At 64.6% G+C, this 19,990-nt stretch carries 14 protein-coding genes; 7 read left to right on the forward strand and 7 right to left on the reverse strand.

What is annotated here, in order from left to right; genetic code table 11:
• Window positions 1–4 precede the first annotated feature (4 nt).
• The 4 genes from B0G38_RS19890 (at window position 5) to B0G38_RS19905 (ending at window position 5,587) form a co-directional block, all read left to right on the forward strand.
• Window positions 5–988 carry an ABC transporter substrate-binding protein gene (locus B0G38_RS19890; RefSeq protein ID WP_319801273.1) on the forward strand — a complete coding sequence of 328 codons (984 nt, stop codon included), beginning with the start codon at window positions 5–7 and terminating at the stop codon, window positions 986–988.
• 36 nt (window positions 989–1,024) lie between these two features.
• Window positions 1,025–2,665, forward strand: a complete 1,641-nt coding sequence (locus tag B0G38_RS19895) for a thiamine pyrophosphate-binding protein (RefSeq protein WP_264671051.1) — start codon at window positions 1,025–1,027, stop codon at window positions 2,663–2,665.
• A gap of 153 nt (window positions 2,666–2,818) precedes the next feature.
• A complete protein-coding gene (locus B0G38_RS19900; RefSeq protein WP_264671052.1) occupies window positions 2,819–3,799 on the forward strand; it encodes an ABC transporter substrate-binding protein in 981 nt (326 codons plus the stop codon).
• 231 nt (window positions 3,800–4,030) lie between these two features.
• Entirely contained in the window at window positions 4,031–5,587 is a 1,557-nt protein-coding gene (locus tag B0G38_RS19905) for an acyl-CoA synthetase (RefSeq protein WP_264671053.1), read from the forward strand.
• A 51-nt stretch (window positions 5,588–5,638) separates the two neighbouring features.
• Here B0G38_RS19905 and B0G38_RS19910 read toward each other — a convergent pair whose 3' ends face one another.
• Window positions 5,639–6,250 carry a PadR family transcriptional regulator gene (locus B0G38_RS19910; RefSeq protein ID WP_264671054.1) on the reverse strand — a complete coding sequence of 204 codons (612 nt, stop codon included), beginning with the start codon at window positions 6,248–6,250 and terminating at the stop codon, window positions 5,639–5,641.
• 196 nt (window positions 6,251–6,446) lie between these two features.
• Here B0G38_RS19910 and B0G38_RS19915 point away from each other — a divergent pair, with 196 nt between their 5' ends.
• From B0G38_RS19915 to B0G38_RS19925, 3 genes are read left to right on the forward strand one after another with little or no spacing between them, the layout of a single operon-like run.
• Window positions 6,447–7,541, forward strand: a complete 1,095-nt coding sequence (locus B0G38_RS19915; protein WP_264671055.1) for an aromatic ring-hydroxylating dioxygenase subunit alpha — start codon at window positions 6,447–6,449, stop codon at window positions 7,539–7,541.
• 33 nt (window positions 7,542–7,574) lie between these two features.
• The gene (locus tag B0G38_RS19920; protein WP_264671056.1) at window positions 7,575–8,588 is read left to right on the forward strand and encodes a PDR/VanB family oxidoreductase; all 1,014 of its coding nucleotides are present in this window, start codon (window positions 7,575–7,577) and stop codon (window positions 8,586–8,588) included.
• A 59-nt stretch (window positions 8,589–8,647) separates the two neighbouring features.
• A complete protein-coding gene (locus B0G38_RS19925; protein WP_264671057.1) occupies window positions 8,648–9,994 on the forward strand; it encodes an MFS transporter in 1,347 nt (448 codons plus the stop codon).
• A gap of 104 nt (window positions 9,995–10,098) precedes the next feature.
• On the opposite strand, the gene B0G38_RS19930 is transcribed toward B0G38_RS19925, so the two are convergent.
• From B0G38_RS19930 to B0G38_RS19955, 6 genes are all read right to left on the reverse strand, one after another.
• Window positions 10,099–11,382, reverse strand: coding sequence for an MFS transporter (locus B0G38_RS19930; protein ID WP_264671058.1), 1,284 nt, complete (start codon window positions 11,380–11,382; stop codon window positions 10,099–10,101).
• Window positions 11,383–11,568: 186 nt separating this feature from the next.
• Complete coding sequence (gene putP, locus B0G38_RS19935) at window positions 11,569–13,083, reverse strand: sodium/proline symporter PutP (protein ID WP_319801274.1); 1,515 nt, start codon at window positions 13,081–13,083, stop codon at window positions 11,569–11,571.
• A gap of 143 nt (window positions 13,084–13,226) precedes the next feature.
• Window positions 13,227–14,426 carry a Wadjet anti-phage system protein JetD domain-containing protein gene (locus B0G38_RS19940; RefSeq protein WP_264671059.1) on the reverse strand — a complete coding sequence of 400 codons (1,200 nt, stop codon included), beginning with the start codon at window positions 14,424–14,426 and terminating at the stop codon, window positions 13,227–13,229.
• The gene (locus B0G38_RS19945; RefSeq protein ID WP_264671060.1) at window positions 14,416–17,814 is read right to left on the reverse strand and encodes an ATP-binding protein; all 3,399 of its coding nucleotides are present in this window, start codon (window positions 17,812–17,814) and stop codon (window positions 14,416–14,418) included. Before B0G38_RS19945 ends, B0G38_RS19940 begins: the two co-directional genes overlap by 11 nt.
• Entirely contained in the window at window positions 17,811–18,428 is a 618-nt protein-coding gene (locus B0G38_RS19950; RefSeq protein ID WP_264671061.1) for a DUF4194 domain-containing protein, read from the reverse strand. The genes B0G38_RS19945 and B0G38_RS19950 overlap by 4 nt, the downstream gene beginning before the upstream one ends.
• On the reverse strand, window positions 18,425–19,894 hold the full coding sequence (locus B0G38_RS19955) for a DUF3375 domain-containing protein (protein ID WP_264671062.1): 1,470 nt from the start codon (window positions 19,892–19,894) through the stop codon (window positions 18,425–18,427). The genes B0G38_RS19950 and B0G38_RS19955 overlap by 4 nt, the downstream gene beginning before the upstream one ends.
• Between the last annotated feature and the right edge of the window lie 96 nt (window positions 19,895–19,990).

Consider the following 19,990-nt stretch of genomic DNA (forward strand, 5'->3'; position numbering starts at 1 on the left):
GTGCATGATGAAACGACTGGTCACCACAATTTTCGCTGGTGCTTCGCTGGTCCTACTGGGCGCGTGCAGTTCCGGCACGTTGTCGGGAGCCGACAGTGGGCCTGCCAGCGGTGGTGCGGCCGCGGGCCTGACCGAGGTGACCGTCGGCGCGATCCCCATCGGCGACGTCGCACCGATCCACTTGGGCAAGGCGAAGGGCTTCTTCGAAGAGGAAGGCCTGGAATTAACCATCGAAAACACCACCGGCGGCGCGGTCGCCGTTCCCGGCGTAGTCAGCGGTAGCTTCGACTTCGCCTTCGGCAACACCGTCTCGCTGATGGTCGCCCGTGACCAGGGGCTGGACCTGAAATACGTCGCCAACGGAACAACGACGGCGGGTGGAGACGAAGGCGACTTTGCCGGCGTCGTTGTTGCAGAGGATTCGGACATTCGTGCGGTCACCGACCTGGAGGGCAAGACAGTGTCGTCCAACAACCTCGCCAACATCGGCGACACCGCGGTCCGGACCGCGGTGGACAAGGCCGGCGGGGACGGTACCAAGCTGACCTTTGTCGAAGTGGCCTTCCCGGACGCGCTCGCTGCAGTGGAGAACGGGCAGGTTGATGCGGCGCTGATTCTGGAGCCTTTCCTGACGCCGGCGATCCAGAGCGGCGCCCGCGTGGTGTCCTGGCCGTACGCTGAGAGCCATCCGAATTTGGACATCGGCGGGTACTTCACCACTGAGCAGAAGATCGAGCAGGACCCCGAGATGGTAGAGAAGTTCACCGCTGCCATGAAGAAGTCCATGGAGTACGCGCAGGAGAACCCGGAAGAAGTCCGCGAGATCATCGGCACCTACACGCAAATCGACAAGGAACTGCTGGACGAGATCGCCCTGCCGCGCTTTACCCCGGAGTTCCACAGGGACGCCGCCGAGACCCTGGGCGAAGCGGCCCTGAAGTACGGGACCATCGACAAGGCACCGGACCTGGACGCGCTGCTGCCGTAGCCCAAGTAGCCCGATAAACCACAGAAAAGGATTGATATGAGAGTCGCAGAAGCCGTTGGACGCACCTTGGCCCAGTTGGGCATCGGACACGCTTTCGGGGTCACCGGAAGCGGGAACTTCCACGTAACCAATGCCCTGATCGACGGCGGCGTGAAGTTTACGGCGGCGCGGCACGAGAATGGGGCGGCCTGCATGGCCGATGCCTACTCCCGCGCTAGCGGCCAGGTCTCGGTGCTCAGCGTGCACCAGGGCTGCGGGCTGACCAACGCGATGACCGGAATCGGGGAAGCGGCCAAGAGCCGGACGCCTCTGCTGGTGCTTTCCGGCGAGACACCGCCCACGGACAAGGCCTCCAACTTCTGGATCGACCAGGCGGGTGCCGTTGGCGCATTGGGTGCCAAGGTGGAGCGGATCCACTCTGCCCGGACAGCGGTTGCGGACGCGGTCCGTGCCTACCGGCTTGCCCGGGATGAGCGGCGGACGGTCCTGCTGAACCTGCCGCTGGATGTGCAGGAAGAGCAGATCGACTGGTCCCCGGACCTGGTGCCGGACATTGCTCCCCGGCTCGCCGCCGGCCCCTCGCCGGAAGCGGTTTCCCGGCTGGCGGACCTGCTGGAGAGGGCCGAACGGCCGGTCCTCGTGGGCGGCCGCGGGGCCTTCGGGGCGAAGGCGGAAATTCGTGCGCTCGCGGCCAGGACCGGCGCGCTGCTGACCACCTCTGCGGTGGGCCGCGGGTTATTCAACGAGGATCAGTGGCACCTGGACGTGATGGGTGGCTTCGCCAGCCCGGTAACGGCCGAGCTCGTCCAAGGCGCCGACGTCGTTGTTGCCTTCGGCGCCAGCCTGAACCGCTGGACTTCCCGCAGCGGCTCCCTACTCGAGTCCGCCACGGTGGTGCAGGTTGACGATACCGCCGAGGCCATCGGTTTCCACCGGCCGGTCCAGCTGGGCGTGGTCGGAGATTCGGCTCTGGTGGCCGCGGCCGTGGACGCAGAGCTCGAGCAGAGGGCAGTCAGCAAAACGGGCTACCGGACCGAGGACGTAGCGGTGCAGATCAAGTCCGGCCGGCGCTGGCGCGATGTCCCGTTCGAGGAAATTGCGACGGCGGAGACCATCGACCCCCGGACGCTGACCATCGCGCTGGATGACCTGCTGCCGATGGAACGCGTGGTGGTTCCGGACGGCGGAAACTTCAACGGCTACCCGGCCATGTTTTTCCAGATTCCGGACGAGCGCGGTTACTGTGTGCCGCTGGCGTTCCAATCGATCGGCTTGGCGCTGCCCTCCGCCATCGGTGCCGCACTGGCGACTCCCGCTCGGATGGCGGTGGCTGGAATCGGCGACGGCGGTTTCATGATGAGCCTGACCGAACTCGACACCGCGGTACGGCTGAAGCTGCCGATGGTCGCAGTGGTCTACAACGACAACGCCTACGGCGCCGAGGTCCACCACTTTGTCCACGAGGGCGCCTCGATGGAGACGGTGGAGTTCCCCGAGACGGACATCGCCGCCGTCGCACGCGGTTTCGGCTGCACCGCGGTTACGGTACGTTCCGTCCACGACTTGCAGGGTGTGCGGGACTGGCTGGATGGGGAGCGGACCACGCCGCTGGTGATTGACGCGAAGATCAGCTCCTTCCCGTCGTGGGTGCTGGCCCATACATTCGACGACGAGTAGGGGGTTTTGCTCGAGTTGGTGCGTCACGATGCGGACAAGATGCGCCGCGCGCCGTTGACCAGCACTATGGCCATAGATATTGTGATGCGGGGCACACATTGAAGTGTTTGGCTGTGCCTTGCTTTGTTGGGAACCCGGGATTTGGAGAAGCAAGTGAAGAAACTTCGTGCAGCCTTTGCCCTGACAGCCGTGCTGGCCGTGACCGCCTGTGGCGGCGGCAGCCCCTCTGGGGAGGAGGGTGGCGGTGGATCGCCCGGTGCCGGCGGAGAGCTGACTCCGGTCAACGTTGGCGTCATCCCCATTGTCGACGTCGCCCCGATTTACCTCGGCGAAAAGGAAGGGTTCTTCGAAGAAGCCGGACTGGATCTTGAGCTGACCCAGGCGCAGGGCGGCGCGGCGATTGTCCCGGCGATCACCAGTGGCCAGATGGACTTCGGCTTCAGCAACGTCACTTCGTTGATCATTGCCCGGTCCAAGGGGCTGCCCATGCAGATGGTCGCTAGCGGCTCGTCCACCACCGGCGATGAAAACGAGGACTTCGCCGCTGTGATGGTCAAGCCTGACAGCGGCATCGAGGAGATCGCCGATCTTGAGGGCAAGAAGATCGCGGTCAATACGCTGAACAACATCTCTGACTCCACTATCAGCGCCGCCGTCGAAGAGGCCGGCGGTGATCCTTCCACGGTGGATTATGTGGAAATGCCCTTCCCGGATATGCGGGCCGCCCTTGAGCAGGGCAACGTCGACGCCATCGCCGCCGTTGAGCCTTTCCTGACTCTCGCCAGGCAGGACGGCTCCGTTCCGGTCTTCTCCAACTATGCGCATCCGGTGGAGGACCTGACCGTGGCCGTCTACTTCACCTCGGACGAGATTGCCGAGCAGAAACCGGAGGTCACCGAGGCCTTTATCGGCGCGATGAAGAAGTCCCAGGCTTTCGCCGAGGAAAACCCGGACAAGGTGCGTGCAATCCTCCCCGAGTACACGCAGATTGATCCCGCCATCATTGAGGAGCTCACGCTGCCGAAGTTTGCGCAGGAAGTGAACGCGGAATCGATCCAGGAGATCGCCGACATCTCCCTCAAGGGCGGACTGATCGAGGAGATTCCTGACATGGAGGCACTGCTTCCGCGGTAACCGAAGCGCACATCTGGTTCGCCGAAAGTCCGGCCAATGGGCATCGAAGCAGACAGTTTCGGTGCCCATTGCCGCGCCTTTGTCGAGGCAGTCGCTAATGCTTTCACAACTATTGACTTTTTCAACGAATTAGTTCTACCGTGGGGATATCTTCCTATGATTGTGCTCACGGGGCCTGTTGGCTGAGGGAAGTCTTCCAGTTTCGGAACATTGCGAAGGGTACGTGTAAAGATGCGCAACCAGGGGTTGGGTTCATGGATTCACAAGCGCCGCGTTAAGTCGGCGGGCAAAACCGCCATTATCAGCAGTGCGGGTCAGCTGGCGTATGACGACTTTGCACTTCGCGTGGACCAACTTGCCAGCGCCTTTGCCGAACGCGGTGTTGCGAAGGGTGACCGAGTGGCCTACCTGGGCGAAAACCACACGGCCTTCCTCGAGACGTTCTTCGCCTGCGGAACGCTGGGGGCTATTTTCGTCCCGCTCAACACCCGCCTGGCACCGCCGGAGATCCAGTTCGCCCTGCAGGACTCCGGCAGCAGGATCCTGGTCCAAGCGCGCTCCCTTGAGGGTCTTGCCGTCCGTGGAGGCAGGGAAACAGCAGTGACGCACCGGCTGGTGGTCGAGGATAAGCCGGCCGACATGTCGCCGGACGACAAGATAGAATCCGGCGCCGCCGTCGAACTTTTTGAGGACGCCATCGCTTCGGGCTCTGACGAGCACCGCGATGTGGACGTCTCGTTGGATGACGCGGCGATGATTCTCTACACCTCGGGGACCACCGGCCGACCCAAGGGTGCCCTGCTGACGCATGGCAATATGACCTGGAACAGCTTCAACGTCCTGGTGGACTATGACATGGCCAGCACCGACGTGGCCCTGATGATCGCCCCGATGTTCCACGTGGCCTCGCTCGGCATGGGCGTGCTGCCCGCGCTGCTCAAGGGGGCCACAGTGGTCCTGGAGCCCAAGTTCGAACCGGGCCGGACCCTGCAGCTGATCGAAAAATACAAGGCGACGAGCATCAGCGGAGTGCCCACCACCTACCAGCTGCTTTGCGAGCATCCGGACTGGGACAAGACGGACATCAGTTCGCTGCAGAAGCTGACCTGCGGCGGTTCCGCCGTGCCGATGCGGGTGCTGGAAGCGTATGAATCCCGGGGACTGTCCTTCTCCGGTGGCTACGGCATGACGGAGACGGCGCCGGGGGCCACGAGCCTCGCGCCCAATAAGTCCCGCGAGAAGGCCGGGTCCGCCGGACTGCCGCACTTCTTCAGCGATATCCGCATTGTGGATCCGGTTGGTGCGGTCCTGTCCGTCCGCGAGGTGGGCGAAATCCAGATTTCCGGGCCGAACGTGATCAAGGAGTACTGGAACCGGCCGGATGCCACCGCGGAAAGCTATGCCGATGATGTCTGGTTCAAGTCCGGAGACATGGGCTATGTGGACGAAGAGGGTTACCTGTTCATTTCGGACCGGCTCAAGGACATGATCATTTCCGGTGGCGAGAACATCTATCCCGCCGAGGTGGAGCAGATCATCGTGGAGCTTGAGGCCGTCAGCAGTGTCGCGGTGATTGGCGTTCCTGACCCGAAGTGGGGCGAGGTGCCCCGGGCCATCGTGACGGTCCGCGACGGCTTCACCCTGTCGGAAGAAGACGTCCAGAACCATCTGCAGGACCGGCTGGCCCGCTACAAAATTCCCAAGAGCGTGGTGGTCGTGGAGGATCTGCCTCGGACGGCCAGCGGCAAGATCCGCAAGGCCGACCTGCGCAAGCAGTACTCCGGCTGATTCCGTGCGGGGACTGCAGCAGGGAAGGTTGATCCTGCCGGACGGGCAGGGTCAGCTTTTCCCCAAGTCTGTGGCCTCCGGCTCCGCATACAGTTCGTCGATCAGCGCGAGGCCGCGGTTGGCCCAAGCGATCTCCTGCTCGGCGCGGGCGATCAAACCCTCGTACGTGAACTTCTTGAACGCGGCCGTCTTGCGGCGCTGCTCCGGCGGAATCTTAGCCAGGCGACGGTTGAGCATGGGGCTGCCGCCTTCTTCGATTTCGCGGACCTTGTCGTGCCACTGCTGCAGCAACTCCGTGTGGTGCCGGATGTGCGCCAGCATCTGCTGCCGGGCCGCCTCCGGCTCCGCCCACTCCAGGTACGCGGCCTTCAGATGCGCGGGGTCCCGCACTCGCGCGTAGTCCAACGTTCCCTTCATCCAAGTCCGGAAGGCCTCCACGCCGGCCTCGGTGATGTGGTACTGCCGCTTCTTGCCGCGCTGGCCCCAGCTGATCTCCTCACCTTCGAGCAGTCCATCCTTCTCCATCCGCCGCAGTTCCGGGTAGATCTGCGAATCCGGTGCATGCCACACATGGCCCACCGACGATTCGAACTCCTTGTACAGGTCGTAGCCGGTCATCGGCTCAACTGTCAGCAGCGCCAGCAGGGCGTAGCGAAGACTCACGCATCAACCTTTTCTCGTCGGTGTGTTGCAAACCACTATATCCATAGATATGCTGTGTCCCACGGCACTAACTATGGACATAGATAGTGGATCATCCGGATAGTGCCGACCCAACTCTTATTCATCTTGTACTTATTCAATTCCGGGTCCCTTCTGTCATAGCAGATGAGATGCCCGGTGACCGGAAGGAATCACCGTGACCGCAGTGCAGTCCACCAGTTCCACGACCAACAAGGTCCTGGGCCATCCGCTGAACGCCTGGTACGTCGCGGGCTGGGACCACGAAGTGACGCGTAAGCCGATGTCCCGCCGCGTGGCGAACCGTCCGCTCGCGCTGTACCGCACGGAGGACGGCAAGGCTGTTGCCTTGGCGGATGCGTGCTGGCACCGCCTGGCGCCGCTGTCGATGGGCAAGACGATGGGCAAGGACGGGATCCAGTGCCCGTATCACGGCATCGTCTACAACTCGGCCGGCCGGTGCGTGTCCATGCCGGCCCAGGAGACGATCAATCCCAGTGCCACGGTGCCGTCCTTCCCTGTGGTGGAGCGCTACCGCTATGTCTGGGTCTGGCTGGGCGATCCCACCAAGGCGGATCCGGACCTGGTGCCGGACATGCACCAGGTGTCCTCGGAGGAGTGGGCCGGCGACGGCGAAACCATCCACGCCGACTGCAACTACCAGCTGGTGCTGGACAACCTGATGGACCTGACCCACGAGGAGTTTGTGCACTCGTCCTCGATCGGCCAGGAAGAGCTCAGCGAATCCGACTTCGTGGTCACCCACGACGGCAGCACCGTCACGGTCTCCCGCTGGATGCACAACATCGACGCGCCGCCGTTCTGGCTGAAGAACATGCGGGACAAGTTCCCCGGCTTCGAGGGCAAGGTGGACCGCTGGCAGATCATCACCTTCCAGGCCCCCTCGACCATCAACATCGACGTCGGCGTGGCCAAGGCCGGCACCGGCGCCCCGGAAGGGGACCGCAGCCAGGGCGTCAACGGCTTTGTCATGAACACCATCACCCCGGAGACCGACCGGTCCTGCCACTACTTCTGGGCGTTCATGCGCAACTACCGGCTGGAAAGCCAGCTGATCACCACCCAGCTGCGAAACGGCGTGCACGGGGTGTTCGGCGAAGACGAGGAAATGCTCAAGGCCCAGCAGGCGGCGATTGACGCGAACCCGGACTACGAGTTCTATAACCTCAACATCGACGCCGGCGGCATGTGGGTGCGCCGCCTGATCGAACGCATGCTCGAAGCCGAAGGACGCCTGGTCCCCACCGCGTAGGGGCCGGCCACACGTGAGACAGGTTATGAACTAATGGCAGCAACAAACGTCGAGGTCTGGCAGCAGGCAACTGTTGTCGAGGCCCGCGCCATCGCCACCGACATCCAGCGCATCGTCCTGGAACCCGCCCTGCCCAGGCAGGCGGAGCCGGGCTCGCACGTGGACCTGAAGGTCATGATCGACGGCGAGCAGGACAAGCGCTCCTACTCCGTTGTCGAGTCCAGCGAGGACGGCAAGCGCCTGGTCATCAGCGTGATGAAGGCCCCGCAGTCCCGCGGAGGCTCGCTCTTCATGCACACGCTGAAGCCGGGCGACACCCTGGAGATCACCCGGCCGCTGCAGAACTTCCCGCTGCGCGTGGGCGCCGGCCGCTACATCCTGCTGGCCGGCGGCATCGGCATCACGGCCATGGTCAACATGGGCCGCGTGCTGAAGAACCTGAAGGCTAACTACACGTTCGTCTACGCCGGGCGGAACCGCGCCGCGATGGCCTACCTGCCCGAGCTGCAGGAACTGCACGGCGAGAACCTGGTGGTCCACGTCGATGACGAAGGCACCTCGCTGAAGGTGGACGAACTGGTCGCCTCCGCAGACCTGGACACCGAACTGTACATGTGCGGTCCCATCCGGCTGATGGATGTGGTCCGCCGCGCCTGGACCGAGCGGGAGCTGAACCTGCCGAACCTGCGCTACGAAACCTTCGGCAACTCCGGCTGGTACGACCCGGAAGAGTTCATCGTCCGGATCCCGCGGCTCGGCGTCGAGACCAAGGTCGGCCAGGGCCGCTCCATGCTGGAGACCCTGGAAGACGCCGGCGTGGACATGATGTTCGACTGCCGCAAGGGCGAATGCGGGCTCTGCGAGGTGAGGATCCTGGAACTGGACGGCGCCGTGGACCACCGCGACGTGTTCTACTCCGAACGACAGCAGCACGCCGCGGCCAAAATGTGCTGCTGCGTCTCCCGCGCCGTCACCTCCAAGACCGGAGCCAAGGCCGACGCCGACCCGCACCGGGGACCGGCAGTCGTCACCATCGAAGTCTCCTGACCCAAGCCACCGGCAGCGAGCCCCCTTATTCGAGACAACTTCGAGAAAGACAGTATTGAATGGAACTGCGCGAGCGGATCAATAAATCAGCCATGTCTCCTTACCAGTGGCTGATCATCGGACTGTGCGTCCTGCTGAACGCACTCGACGGCTTCGACGTCATGGCCATGGCCTTTACCGCCACCAGCGTGACCAACGATTTCGGCCTCAGCGGCACGGAACTTGGCCTGTTGCTGAGCGCGGGGCTGGTGGGCATGGCCATCGGCTCCCTGGGGCTGGCGCCCTTTGCCGACATCGTCGGACGCCGTCCGATGATCCTGCTTTCGCTGGCCTTGTCGACGGGCGGCATGTTCCTGTCCGCGCTGGCGAACTCGGTCGTCGAACTTGGGCTGTGGCGGGTGGTCACTGGTCTCGGCGTGGGCGGCATCCTCGCCTGCACTAATGTCATTGCGAGCGAGTACTCCTCGGACCGTTGGCGCGGCCTGGGCATCGGCATCTACACCGCTGGCTACGGCCTCGGCGCCACGCTGGGCGGCATGGCTGCCGTGTCGCTGCAGGGCAGCTATGGCTGGCGTTCGGTCTTCGTCTTCGGCGGCATTGCCACCGCTGCCGCGCTGGTGCTGCTGGCCGTTCTGCTGCCGGAGTCCGTGGACTTCCTGCTGAGCCGGCGCCCGCGCAAGGTGGTGGAGCGGCTGAACCGGATTGCCCGCCGCATCGGCCAACCTGCCGTCACGGACCTCGGCCCGGCCCACGGAGCCGCGGGACGAGCGAAGGGGCGCAACAAGGTCGGCGACCTGCTGGCCCCGGCGAACCGCCGCACCACGCTGTTGATCTGGCTGGCGTTCTTCGCCACGATGTTTGGTTTCTACTTCGTGAACAGCTGGACGCCGCGCCTGCTCGTCGAAGCCGGCATGACCACCGAGCAGGGCGTGGTGGGCGGCCTGATGCTGACCCTCGGCGGTACCTTCGGCTCCATCCTGTATGGAGTGCTCGCCACCAAATGGAGCAGCCGCGGTGTGTTCATCTGCTTCGCCGTGCTCTCGGCTGTGTCCATGGTGCTGTTCATCAGCTCGGCGGGCATCCTCGTGCTCGCGTTTGTCGCCGGTGTGGGTGTAGGCATGCTCATCAACGGCTGCATCGCCGGCCTCTACACGGTCACGCCGGCACTGTACGCCACCGAAACCCGCAGCACCGGCGTGGGCTGGGCGATCGGCGTCGGGCGCATCGGCGCCATCGTTGCCCCGATGATCACCGGCTCCCTGCTGGATGCCGACTGGAACCCGGTCCAGCTGTACCTGGGCGTCGGCGTGGTGGTCCTGGTTGCTGCCGTCGCGGTACGCCTGCTCGGACCGGTCCGCGAGAGCAGCGCCATCCGCCCCGAACTGGTGGACGCCTCCACCAAATAGGCAAAGTACGACGGCGGTCCCCACCTTTGGCAGGCGAAACCCAGGCTTCGCAGTACACCAGGTGAGGGGCCGCCGTCGTCGTTATTGGTAGTGGGTTTGGCCGGCTACGCTTCCGCCGCTTGGTCCGCCGGTGCCAGCGTCCGTTCGAGCGGGTGCTCGATCTCGTTCCGCAGCATCCGGCCGCAGGCAATCGCGATCACGGAGAGCACCGGCGACGCCAGCCCGACCAGCAGGAAGATCAGCCAGATCGGAATGATCTCGCCCAGCGGCCCGGCCAGCGCCATGGACACCGGCATCAGCGCCAGCGAGACGAAGAAGTCCAGGCTGGAGATGCGGCCGAGCAGATGGGACGGGACGCGGCGCTGGAGCAGGGTTCCCCAGATCACCATGCCCGCGCTGCCGGTGGCACCCATGACGAACAACGCGCAGGCCATCACCCAGAAGCTGTCGGTGAAGCCGAGGATGGCCAGCGGCATGATGCCGGCGCCCCACATCATGATCATCACGCTCAGGTAGCGGCGGGGGAGCGGCAGGGAGGCCGTCACGATCGCGCCGATCGCCCCGCCTGCTCCGAAGATGCCCAGCAGGAAGCCGAAGGTACTGGCGTCGCCGTCGAGCTGTGCGGCGACGGCGAAGGGCAGCAGCACCTCGATCGGCCCGATGAAAATGAGCGTCGCGACCACGGCCCACAGCAGCGTCCAGAGCAACCAGGGCGTCTTGACCGTGTAGGCGACGCCTTCCTTCAGGTCAGCTAGGACGGAACCCTTGGCAGGTGCGACGGCTCCGCCCTCCGGCGCGGGTTCGGCGCCGAGGAAGCACAGGATCACCAGGGCCGCGAGGTGGCAGAAGCTGATCCAACCGATCGCGGCGGCCGGCGAGAATGCCGCCACCACCATGCCCGCGGCGGCGGGACCGGCGGCCTGCTGGAGCAGCGGCCGGATGGTTCCTTCCATGCCGTTGGCAGCCAGCAGATCGTCCGCCGGCAGGATCCGCGGCAGGATCGCCGAGTAGGCCGGGAAGAAGAACGCCGCGCCAACACCCAGCAGGAAGGCGGCGGCCGCCAGATGCCACAGCTGCAGCCGGTCCGTGAGCGCCAAAAAGCTGACCGCGCCGATAGCGGCCAGGTTGACGGCCTCCACGGCAAGGATGAGCCGGCGCCGCGGCAGCCGGTCGGCGGCGATGCCGCCCAGCAGCACAAAAGCCAGCAAACCGACGCTCGAGCAGGTGGCCACGATGGACAGCTCGGCCGGACCGCCGCCCAAGTGGATGACCTGGTACACCATGGCGACGGCCCACATGCCGGTGCCGAAAATGGAGATCGCCAGGGCGGCGATCAGCACGCGGTAGTTGTGGTGTGCAAAGGGGCGCAGCGCGCGCGGCACGGACATGGGTGTTCCTCGGATGGTTGAGCGGAAGTACCAGTATCCGCCCAAGTGATTGGGAAAATCAAATCACTTTTAGTTGCTGGTGGAAAACAACGTCCGACGGCGGCACTTTGGTGAGTGCCGCCGTCGGACATTTGCTGTGCTTTAGGCGCCGACAGCCGCCTCAGCGGGAGCGGCCGGCCGCCACGGTTATCTCTCTGTAGCGGTCACGGGCGCGGGCGCCGGCGCTGGCGCATTGGCGCGGACCACGGCTTCGTCGAATTCCGCTTCGATCTCGGCATTGGGCTTGTAGGTCATCAGGCTGACCACCACCGCAACGATCACGTTCAGGATGAAGCCCGGAACAATCTCGTACATGGTTTCCGTCAGCGCCGAATTGCCCCACCAGAAGACGGTGACCGCACCGGCGACCATGCCGGCAAGGGCGCCGGGCATGGTGAGCTTGCGCCAGTAGAGCGAGAGGATGACAGTCGGGCCGAAGGAGGCGCCGAAGCCGGCCCAGGCGAAGGCTACCAGCCCAAGGATCGTGTCGTTCTGGCTCCAGGCCAGAGCCATGGCGATGAGGGAGACGACCAGTACGCCCATCCGGCCCAGCATCACCTGCGCCTTGGCCGAGGCCTGCTTCTTGCTGATGATCTTGTACAGGTCCTCGACCAGTGCCGACGAGCAGACAATCAGCTGGGACGAGAGGGTACTCATGATCGCGGCCAGTACGGCAGCGAGCACCACGCCGGCAATGAACGGGTGGAAGAGGATCTGGGCCAGATCCAGGAACACCGATTCCGGATCCGCCAGCGTAGCGTCCGGGTTCTGCTGGAAGTAGGCGAGGCCGACGAGGGCCGTGGCTACGGCGCCAAGTACGGTCAGGATCATCCAGCCGATACCGATGCGGCGGCCCGCCTTGGCATCGGCGGCCGAGCGCATCGCCATAAAGCGGACAATGATATGCGGCTGGCCGAAGTAGCCCAACCCCCATGCTGCCGCCGAGATGCCGGCCACGAGCGTGCCGCCGGCGAACAGGCTCAGGAAGTTCGGATCCACCTCGCGGATCGAGTCGAAGGTTGCGCCGATGCCGCCGGTGGCGACAACGCCTACGATCGGGACGATCAGCAGCGCCAGGAACATCAAAATGCCCTGGGCAACATCCGTGAACGTTGCGCCCATGAAACCGCCGAAGAGCGTGTACAGCACGGTGACGCCGCTGACAAGCAGCATGCCGGTCAGGTAGCTGGAGCCGAAGGAGGCCTCGAAGAATACGCCGCCGGCCACCATGCCCGAGGAGACGTAGAAGGTGAAGAACGCCAGGATGATGACGCCGGAGGCGACCCGGAGGATGTGGGTCTTGTCCTTGAGCCGGTTATCGAAGAAGCTCGGCACCGTGATCGAATTGTTGGAGACCTCGGTGTAGGCGCGCAGCCGCGGAGCGACGAACTTCCAGTTCAGCCAGGCTCCGATGGTCAGGCCGATGGCGATCCAGGCCTCGAACAAGCCGCCCACGTAGAGGGCGCCGGGCAGGCCCATCAGGAGCCAGCCGGACATGTCGGAGGCGCCGGCGCTCAGGGCCGCCACCCCCGGATGCAGGCCGCGGCCCGCGAGCATGTAGTCGTCCAGGTCGTCGGTGCGCCGGAAGGCCCACCACCCGATCGCAAGCATCCCTGCCATGTACAGCGCCATGGCGATGATCTGATATATCTGGTCGTTCACGAGGTGTCCTTCCGGGGTGACCGGGTGGGGTTGAGTGAGCCTGTCCAGTATTCCAGCGACCTGCATGTGACGCCAATAACGATGACCCGGCAGCTTGTCCAGCGTCCGCTCCCAATACGTGCCACCCTACGCCGAAAGTTTCGTCAGGTCAGCCGGTCCCGTGCCCATTCCCACTGGATGTGCTCCTGTTCCAGCCGCACTGCGGTCCCATACGTGTGGTTGCCCAGCGCGGCGTAAACCTCAGCTTCGTCGGGGGACAACCGGGTCAAGACCGCACGCGAGGGCTTGGTTTCGGTGCCCCAGAATTCCTTGTGTGCCAGCAGTGTCTCCAGGTCCATCAAGACGCTGCGGACATGCGGATGGGCGGACCGCAGCTGGTCCAGGATCCGGAAGCCGTGGGTATCCAGGTCTCCCCAGTAGAGTACTTCGCAGTCCCGGAGCCATCCCGCCTCGCTGAGGGAAGAGAAGCCGTAGCCGCCGCCAAATAGCGCCAACGTTCCGGGCCGCTCGGGCAGCGCGAGGAAGTTGACCTGGTTTTCGGTCACGATCACGGTCCGCACGGGAAGGTTGAGCGTGGCGAACGCGGCAGCCGTGACGGTCAGATCCCGGGCGGCACCGAGCAGCGGCAGGTGCGGGTCAAGCATGCGGAAGCGCACCAGCTCCGGTGCGGACAGGAAGCCGTGCCGTGCGGCGAACCGGGCTCCCGGGACGGGACCGGCGGGATCCGCAACACCGCCGCCGGGAACACCGGCCGGACGAAGAGCGGCCACCATCTCGTCAATGGTCCGCCGGTGGTTCTCGATGAACTTCGTGTGGACGCCGGGCAAGCTGAGCTGGCGAAGGTAGATGCCCGGCTGCGGATGATCGCGAAGCCAGAGGGCGACTCTCGCCGCCATCAGCGCGGCCGTGTCGAGCTCGAGCAGCGCAATCGGCCGTTTGGCTGCCCACTGCTGGAGGGCAGGTTTCAGCTCGGCGAGCTGCGCCGCAAGTCCCAGGAACCGGCCGGCTTGCCGCCGCTTGCCGATGAAATCGATCTCGTCCTGCGCCGTCTCGAACACCACGGCGGCCGGAACGCTGTTGGCGCCAACCGTAGTCCGGCCCACCGTGGCCGTTTCCACGGCCAGGCCGGACAAGCCGGCATACAGTGCGGCAGCCCAGCCGCGTGCGGCAGTGTACTCGTCCCGCAGCTCGGTGGCGCTCGGGTGTTTCAATGCACGACGGCGAGGGTAGGCTTCCGTGGGCAGCAGCAACTCCCGCAGCAGGTCACCTTTGTGCCAGGCCTTTTGCGAAGCAGCCCGCAGATCATCGAGTGACGTCCACCGGGCTGGGGCATCAGCCGGCACGGCGCTCGCGTTCCTCGCGGTACTCCTGGATGGTCATGTTCCGCAGCTGGGAATCGTCCCCGTTCGGGTTGGCCACAAAACCCACATTGGAGACGTGCGGTTCGATGACATGGATCTTCTGCAATGGAGTGACGATGAGCAGCTGCAGCTGCATCCGCCGGAACAGTTCAAGGCCGTAGCGGGCGGATTCGTCCGAGCCTCGGCCGAACGCTTCGTCGATAACCACGAAACGGAAACTCCGGTTGCTTCCCGCGGAAGCACCGGCCTTGAGCGCAGAGCCCAGGCCGAACTGGAAGGCCAAGGCTGCGGCGAGGATGGTGTAGGCCAGTTTTTCCTTCTGGCCGCCGGATTTGCCGCCGGAGTCCGTGAAGTGCTCGTGCTCTTCGCCGGTCTCGGTCCATTTTTCCGAGGCGGAGAAGGTGAACCAGTTCCGCACGTCGGTCACCTTCGCGGTCCAGCGCTCGTCCAGACTGGTCAGCCCCTCCCGGCCGCGGAAGCGGTTCACCAGCTTTTCCACCTGCAGGAACTTCTGCTCCGAGTACTGGTCATCATTGCCGAGCGTGCCCTCGGAACAGGCACGGAGGTCGATGCCGAATTCGCGCACGTCCGCGTCCGAGGTGTTCTGGTGTTCGAGCTGGATGTGCCGGCCGGGATTGTACTCGATGGTGGCCAGGGAACGGTTGATCTCCCCGATGCGGCCCATGATGTCCTGCCGCCGGGATTCGAGGAAGGCGTTGAAGGCCACCACCTCGTGGATGGTGTTCTGGTTCAGCGAGTCCTTGAAATGTTCCTCGAACCGCGGCAGGTCATTGCTGACCAATTGGTCCAGCAGCCGGTTGTACTCGCCCGCGGCATCTAGGGCGGCGTCGATCTCCGTGGTTTCGTTCGGATACTTGTTGCGGAACGCCTGCATTAGTCCGACCGTGCGTTCCGCGGAACGGGCGATCTGTTTGTTCAGGGCGTCGATAGTGTCGGTGAGACCGGACCGTACCGTACTTTCGGTACGGTCGGTGTTCTTGTAGGTCAGCGATGCCTCGCCGAGGACCGCGGAGGCGAGCTTTTCCAACTCGGCGAGCAGACCGACGTCGTTGGTCAGCGGTGTCTCGGCCAGGATGGACCGGCACTCGGTGATCGCCTCGGCTATGTCCTTGGCGGCATTCTCGTTGGCGCCGATGCGTTTTTGCAGTTCGTTGGACTTCTTGTCCTGCTTCTCCAGCCGTTCGCTGGTTTCCCGCTCGCGGGCAGCAAGCTGCTGGAGGACGTCGTTGGCGGCTTCGAGTGCAGCTTTCTCCGTCTTCAGCTCCTCGATCCGGCGTGCAGTGAGCTGCCAGCTGAGCTCGGCGAACTCCTTGACACCGCGGACGGTGCCGAGCTGCTGCTGTTGCTGGCCCAGCTCTCCGAGTGCCGCGTCGACTTTGGTGAGTCCGGCGTCGGCGCTGCGGATCTGCCCCTGGGCTTCCTCCAGCTCGGTGTGGAACCGGCTGATCTTGGCGTGGTTGTCCCAGCCCAGCACGTAGTTCCGCCGGTCCTGCAGGTCCCGCCTGTCATCCTTCTCGTGCCGCCCGCGGCCGCCCTTGAGCTGGCCGTTGATGGTCAGTGCCTTCGGGAAGCGGCGGAAATCCTCCAGCGATTCGCAGCACATGTGGTCGAAGCGGTGGTTCAGCTCGTTGAGCAGGAACTCGCGGAACGGGGTGCCTGGTTTGATGCTGATTTTCGACGCAAGGGTGCCCGGCTCTGCGGCCTGGATGGCAGGTGCTTGGCCAACTTTGAGGTAGACGAGCCGGGCCCGCAGGTTGTTTGCGTCCACCCAGCCGCTCACTGCCGCGTAGTGTTCCGCCGGCACCAGCAGGGACAGCGCGAAGCCATGCAGCGTCCGCTCCGCGGCTCCCTCCCAGGCCGACTCACCGTCGCGCAGTCGCAGCAGTTCCCCGGCAAAGGGCAGGGCCGAATCGGGAATGCCAGTGCCGTCGCAAAGGCGGCGCCGGAGCTCAAGCTGCGGCCGGGGCAGCAGGTTCTGCCGTGACTGCAGGCTCTTGAGTTCCGCACGCAGGTCCTCGGCGCGGACCATGCCGGCGTCCCGCTTTTTGGAGAGATCCGTGCGCTGTTCCTGCAGTTCGCCGGCCCGCGTGGCCAGCTGCCGCTCGACGCCATCCAGCTGCGCCGCGTTGCCGTCGAACAGGACCCGGTCTTCGGGGATCTTGAGCCCGAGTGCTTCGGCGGCGTGCGAGTAGTTCTCGAAGCGTGCCCGCTGCGCCCGGGACTCCGCTTCCAGCCGCGTGATTTCGGCGTCGATCGCTGCGAGCCGGCCGCCGCCGTTAGTGCGGATGTCCTCCTGGATTCCGGCCAGCTCGTGCCGCAGCCGGGTCACCTCGGCGGCGAGCTTCTGTCCCTCTTCCTCGAGCCGGGTACCCGTGCGGGCCAGCTCCTGCTGGTGCTCCAGGCTCAGGTCGAGTTTTTGCGCGGTGAACCATGGATGCAGTTGGTCCCGCTGCGCCCGGCCGCGCCGGTCCCGTTCTTCGAGTTCCGCATGCTTGGCGGCGCCGTCCCGGATGGGAGTGAGCAGCTGGATCTGGTCCTTGGCCCGCAGCACCGCGTCATGGGCCTTCTTCAGGTCATCGAAGTGGTGTATCAGATTCTTGATCCGGGAGCCTACGTTGTCTTCTTCCAGCATGTTGGTGCGGACGAAGTGCGTGATGTTCTCCACCTGCTTCATGGAGACCGTCCGGTGGAACAGGTCCATGGCCTGGCTGCTGGTGATGCCGAACTGCCGTTTGAAGGCCGCCGCGTAGGGGTCGAAGGAATCGTGGACGGTGACGCCGGCGGCACGCAGCTTCTTCTTGAGCTTGGCCGGATCCTTGCCGAAGTCCGCGAAGTCCGCGACGATGGTCTGCTCGCCCTCGGCCAGGGAGTAGAAACGGTTGGGTTGTCCGGCCTCCTGCGTGGCCCAGAGGGTAATGGCCAGCGTGACCGATTTGCCCAGGAACTCGTTGTGGAAGACACCGAGCACCACAGAATAGGAGCCGGGCCCGCGCAGTGCCACCGGTTTGGAATGATCCCCGGTGCCGCTGCGCGCGCTCTTGTGGAAGCCGCGTACATAGGACATCAGGCTGCGCTCTTTCTTCTGCGCGCCGGCGGCCTTGTTGTATTCGATCCGGTTCGCCGGCAGCAGCAGGGTGGTGATCGCATCCACCACCGTGGACTTGCCCGAGCCGATGTCGCCGGTCAGCAGGCTGTTCTCCCCGCCTAGCCGGAAAGTGCGCACGCCTTGGTGGAACGTGCCCCAGTTGAGCAGTTCCAGTCGGTGCAGGCGGAACCCCGGGGCCGGCTTGCCGCCGTCGTTGTTGAGGTCTTCGAGGTTGAACAGGCTGGCCTGCAGCTCGGCGGTCATGCGCTGCTCCTTTCGGCGTGGGGCGAGCCGTCCAGCGAGGCGCGGTAGTCGGCGAGCCGGGCGTCGAATTCCTCCAGCCACTGGGCGTCCACGTATGCCTTGAGGATGCGCGCCACTTCGTACGTACCGTTCTGGCCGCGGAGTTTGCGCAGGAAGCCCAGATCCACGACTTTCTTGATGTTCGAGGCCAGCTGGTCCAGGATGCGGGCTTCGTTGCTGGACTCGGGCAGGAAGACCGAGACCATGTCCGCAATGTCCTGGTCCGTCATGATGAGGCGGGTTTCGCCGGTCTGCTGGTCGAACTCGGCCAGCCGCGCCCGCAGCAGGGCCAGCAGCAGGCTCACGTTGAAGGTCAGCTGGCGGCGCGGAACCAGCCGGGGCAGGGCCACATCCACATCCTGGCGCGAGGTCAGAAACGCGTAGCCTTCGGACTCGTCCAGGACCAGATCCAGGCCCAGCACCGCCACGTAGTCCCGGACATGGGAGGCCAGCGGCAGCAGCGACTGCCAGATCTTCTCATCCGATTCGGCGTACACCACGCCCTTGAAGAGTTTGCTGACGACGGCGGGAAGTTCCCCCGGGTGGCTCCGGCCCGTTTCGGTGGATTCAGTCATGAAGGCCTCACAAAGATGATCTGTTCAACTGTTGCCTCGCGGATGCTGCCGTCGGGCAACGTCCAGGACAATTGCTGGCTGGTTTCCGGGTTGATGCTCGCCCACGGGGAGTCCGAGGCCAGCTGGAAGTAGGCGACGATTTCGGCCAGGCCCTGGCTGAGCGGGAAGGCATCGGCAACATCTGCCAAGGTGGCCTGCCCGGACTCTTCCAGCACCATGGCGATATTGTCCTGCAGCCGCTCCTTGTCCACGTGGAACTGCTCGAATAGCGCGCCGGAATCCACTTCGGCATCCTCGGCGGTGAAAACCTCGTCGTCCAATTGCACTCGGGTGCTCGGTTCATAGAGGGGGCGCTCGAAGGGCAGCACCACATCGACGGCCTGCGCATCGACCTCGATAAAGGTGCCGGACGGCGGCTGGTTGCGGATGGCCAGCGCATTGCCCTCGATGCTGCGGATCAGCTGCATGATCCGCTTGTTTTCGAGGAACACCTTGTCATCGAGCAGGCGGCGCATCTGCTGCGAGAGCTGGCGGACTGTCGCCTGGGTCTGCTCGACGGCGGGGAGCCAGTCGCGGTGCAGATTGGCCACGGTATCGATATTGTCCAGCCGGGCGAGCGCCTCGATCTGCATGGCACGTTCCAACAACTCCTGCAGTTCGGTCCGGAGCTGGGGCGACATGAGATAGTCCCAGAAACCCTGGAAAGTCCGGCCCTGGATGGACCCGGAAATGTCCTGCTGGTTGGCGAAGATGGACTCCAGCAGTTCGCCCTGGGTGCCGTCCCACGTTGCGATCTGTTCGCGGACCTGCCGGTCCAGCGAGCGGAAGTTCTGCTCTACCTCACGGAAATCGGCGAGCAGATCCTTGGCCAGGGCGGTCAGCTGCTGGAAGTGGTCCAGCGCCTCGGGCCCGCTCATCACCTTGATGTGGCCTTCCCTGATCCGCTGCATTTCGACGTCGATCCCGTCCCGCTGCCTTTGCAGTTCCGCCAGCCGGACTTCCGGATCCGTTTCGGATTCCTGGACCAGGGTTTTGAGCAGCTGGAAGATGCCGGTCAGCCGGGACTGCGTGGCCACAAAATCGCGGCCGCGGAGGTTCTCCACCCAGCGGACCACATCCTCGGCGGTGGCGGTCAGGTCATAGACCGGCTCATCCTGCCCGGCAATGTAGTACTTGCGCAGCCAGGCTTTTTCCGGCGCGGCCCAGTCGTCCAGGTACTCGGACGCCGGGCGGGGAAACTTGTCCTCGCCAAGCGAATCGCGGAGCCCGAAGAGGACGTCATCCAGGGTATCGATCAGTGCCTGCCGGCCGATGTTGCGCTGGTTCGGGCCAGTGAAGGCTGCGATGAAAAAGGCCAGGGCCAGTGGGGCATTCTGGGCGCGCAGCAGGGCCCAGCCTGCGTGATTCTCCCGCAGCGAGTTGAGCGCGTAGTAGTCCATGCGGTCCCCGGGGTTTGAAGCGTTCAATGCTGGGACAATGCTACGTGCTGCCGCCGACACTTTGCCCGTCCGCCAGCCCAGATCACGTTTCGGCCCCAGCCATTGGTTACTCCATTCGATGGA

The sequence above is a fragment of the Crystallibacter permensis genome, assembly GCF_025960875.1.
Classification (GTDB): Bacteria; Actinomycetota; Actinomycetes; order Actinomycetales; family Micrococcaceae; genus Crystallibacter; species Crystallibacter permensis.

What these genes read in the sequence shown, in the direction of transcription:
- B0G38_RS19890 (WP_319801273.1), top strand. Translation starts at nt 5, where the DNA reads ATGATGAAACGACTGGTCACCACAATTTTCGCTGGTGCTTCGCTGGTC.
- B0G38_RS19895 (WP_264671051.1), top strand. Translation starts at nt 1,025, where the DNA reads ATGAGAGTCGCAGAAGCCGTTGGACGCACCTTGGCCCAGTTGGGCATC.
- B0G38_RS19905 (WP_264671053.1), top strand. Translation starts at nt 4,031, where the DNA reads ATGCGCAACCAGGGGTTGGGTTCATGGATTCACAAGCGCCGCGTTAAG.
- B0G38_RS19920 (WP_264671056.1), top strand. Translation starts at nt 7,575, where the DNA reads ATGGCAGCAACAAACGTCGAGGTCTGGCAGCAGGCAACTGTTGTCGAG.
- B0G38_RS19925 (WP_264671057.1), top strand. Translation starts at nt 8,648, where the DNA reads ATGGAACTGCGCGAGCGGATCAATAAATCAGCCATGTCTCCTTACCAG.
- B0G38_RS19930 (WP_264671058.1), bottom strand. Translation starts at nt 11,382, where the DNA reads ATGTCCGTGCCGCGCGCGCTGCGCCCCTTTGCACACCACAACTACCGC.
- B0G38_RS19945 (WP_264671060.1), bottom strand. Translation starts at nt 17,814, where the DNA reads ATGACCGCCGAGCTGCAGGCCAGCCTGTTCAACCTCGAAGACCTCAAC.
- B0G38_RS19950 (WP_264671061.1), bottom strand. Translation starts at nt 18,428, where the DNA reads ATGACTGAATCCACCGAAACGGGCCGGAGCCACCCGGGGGAACTTCCC.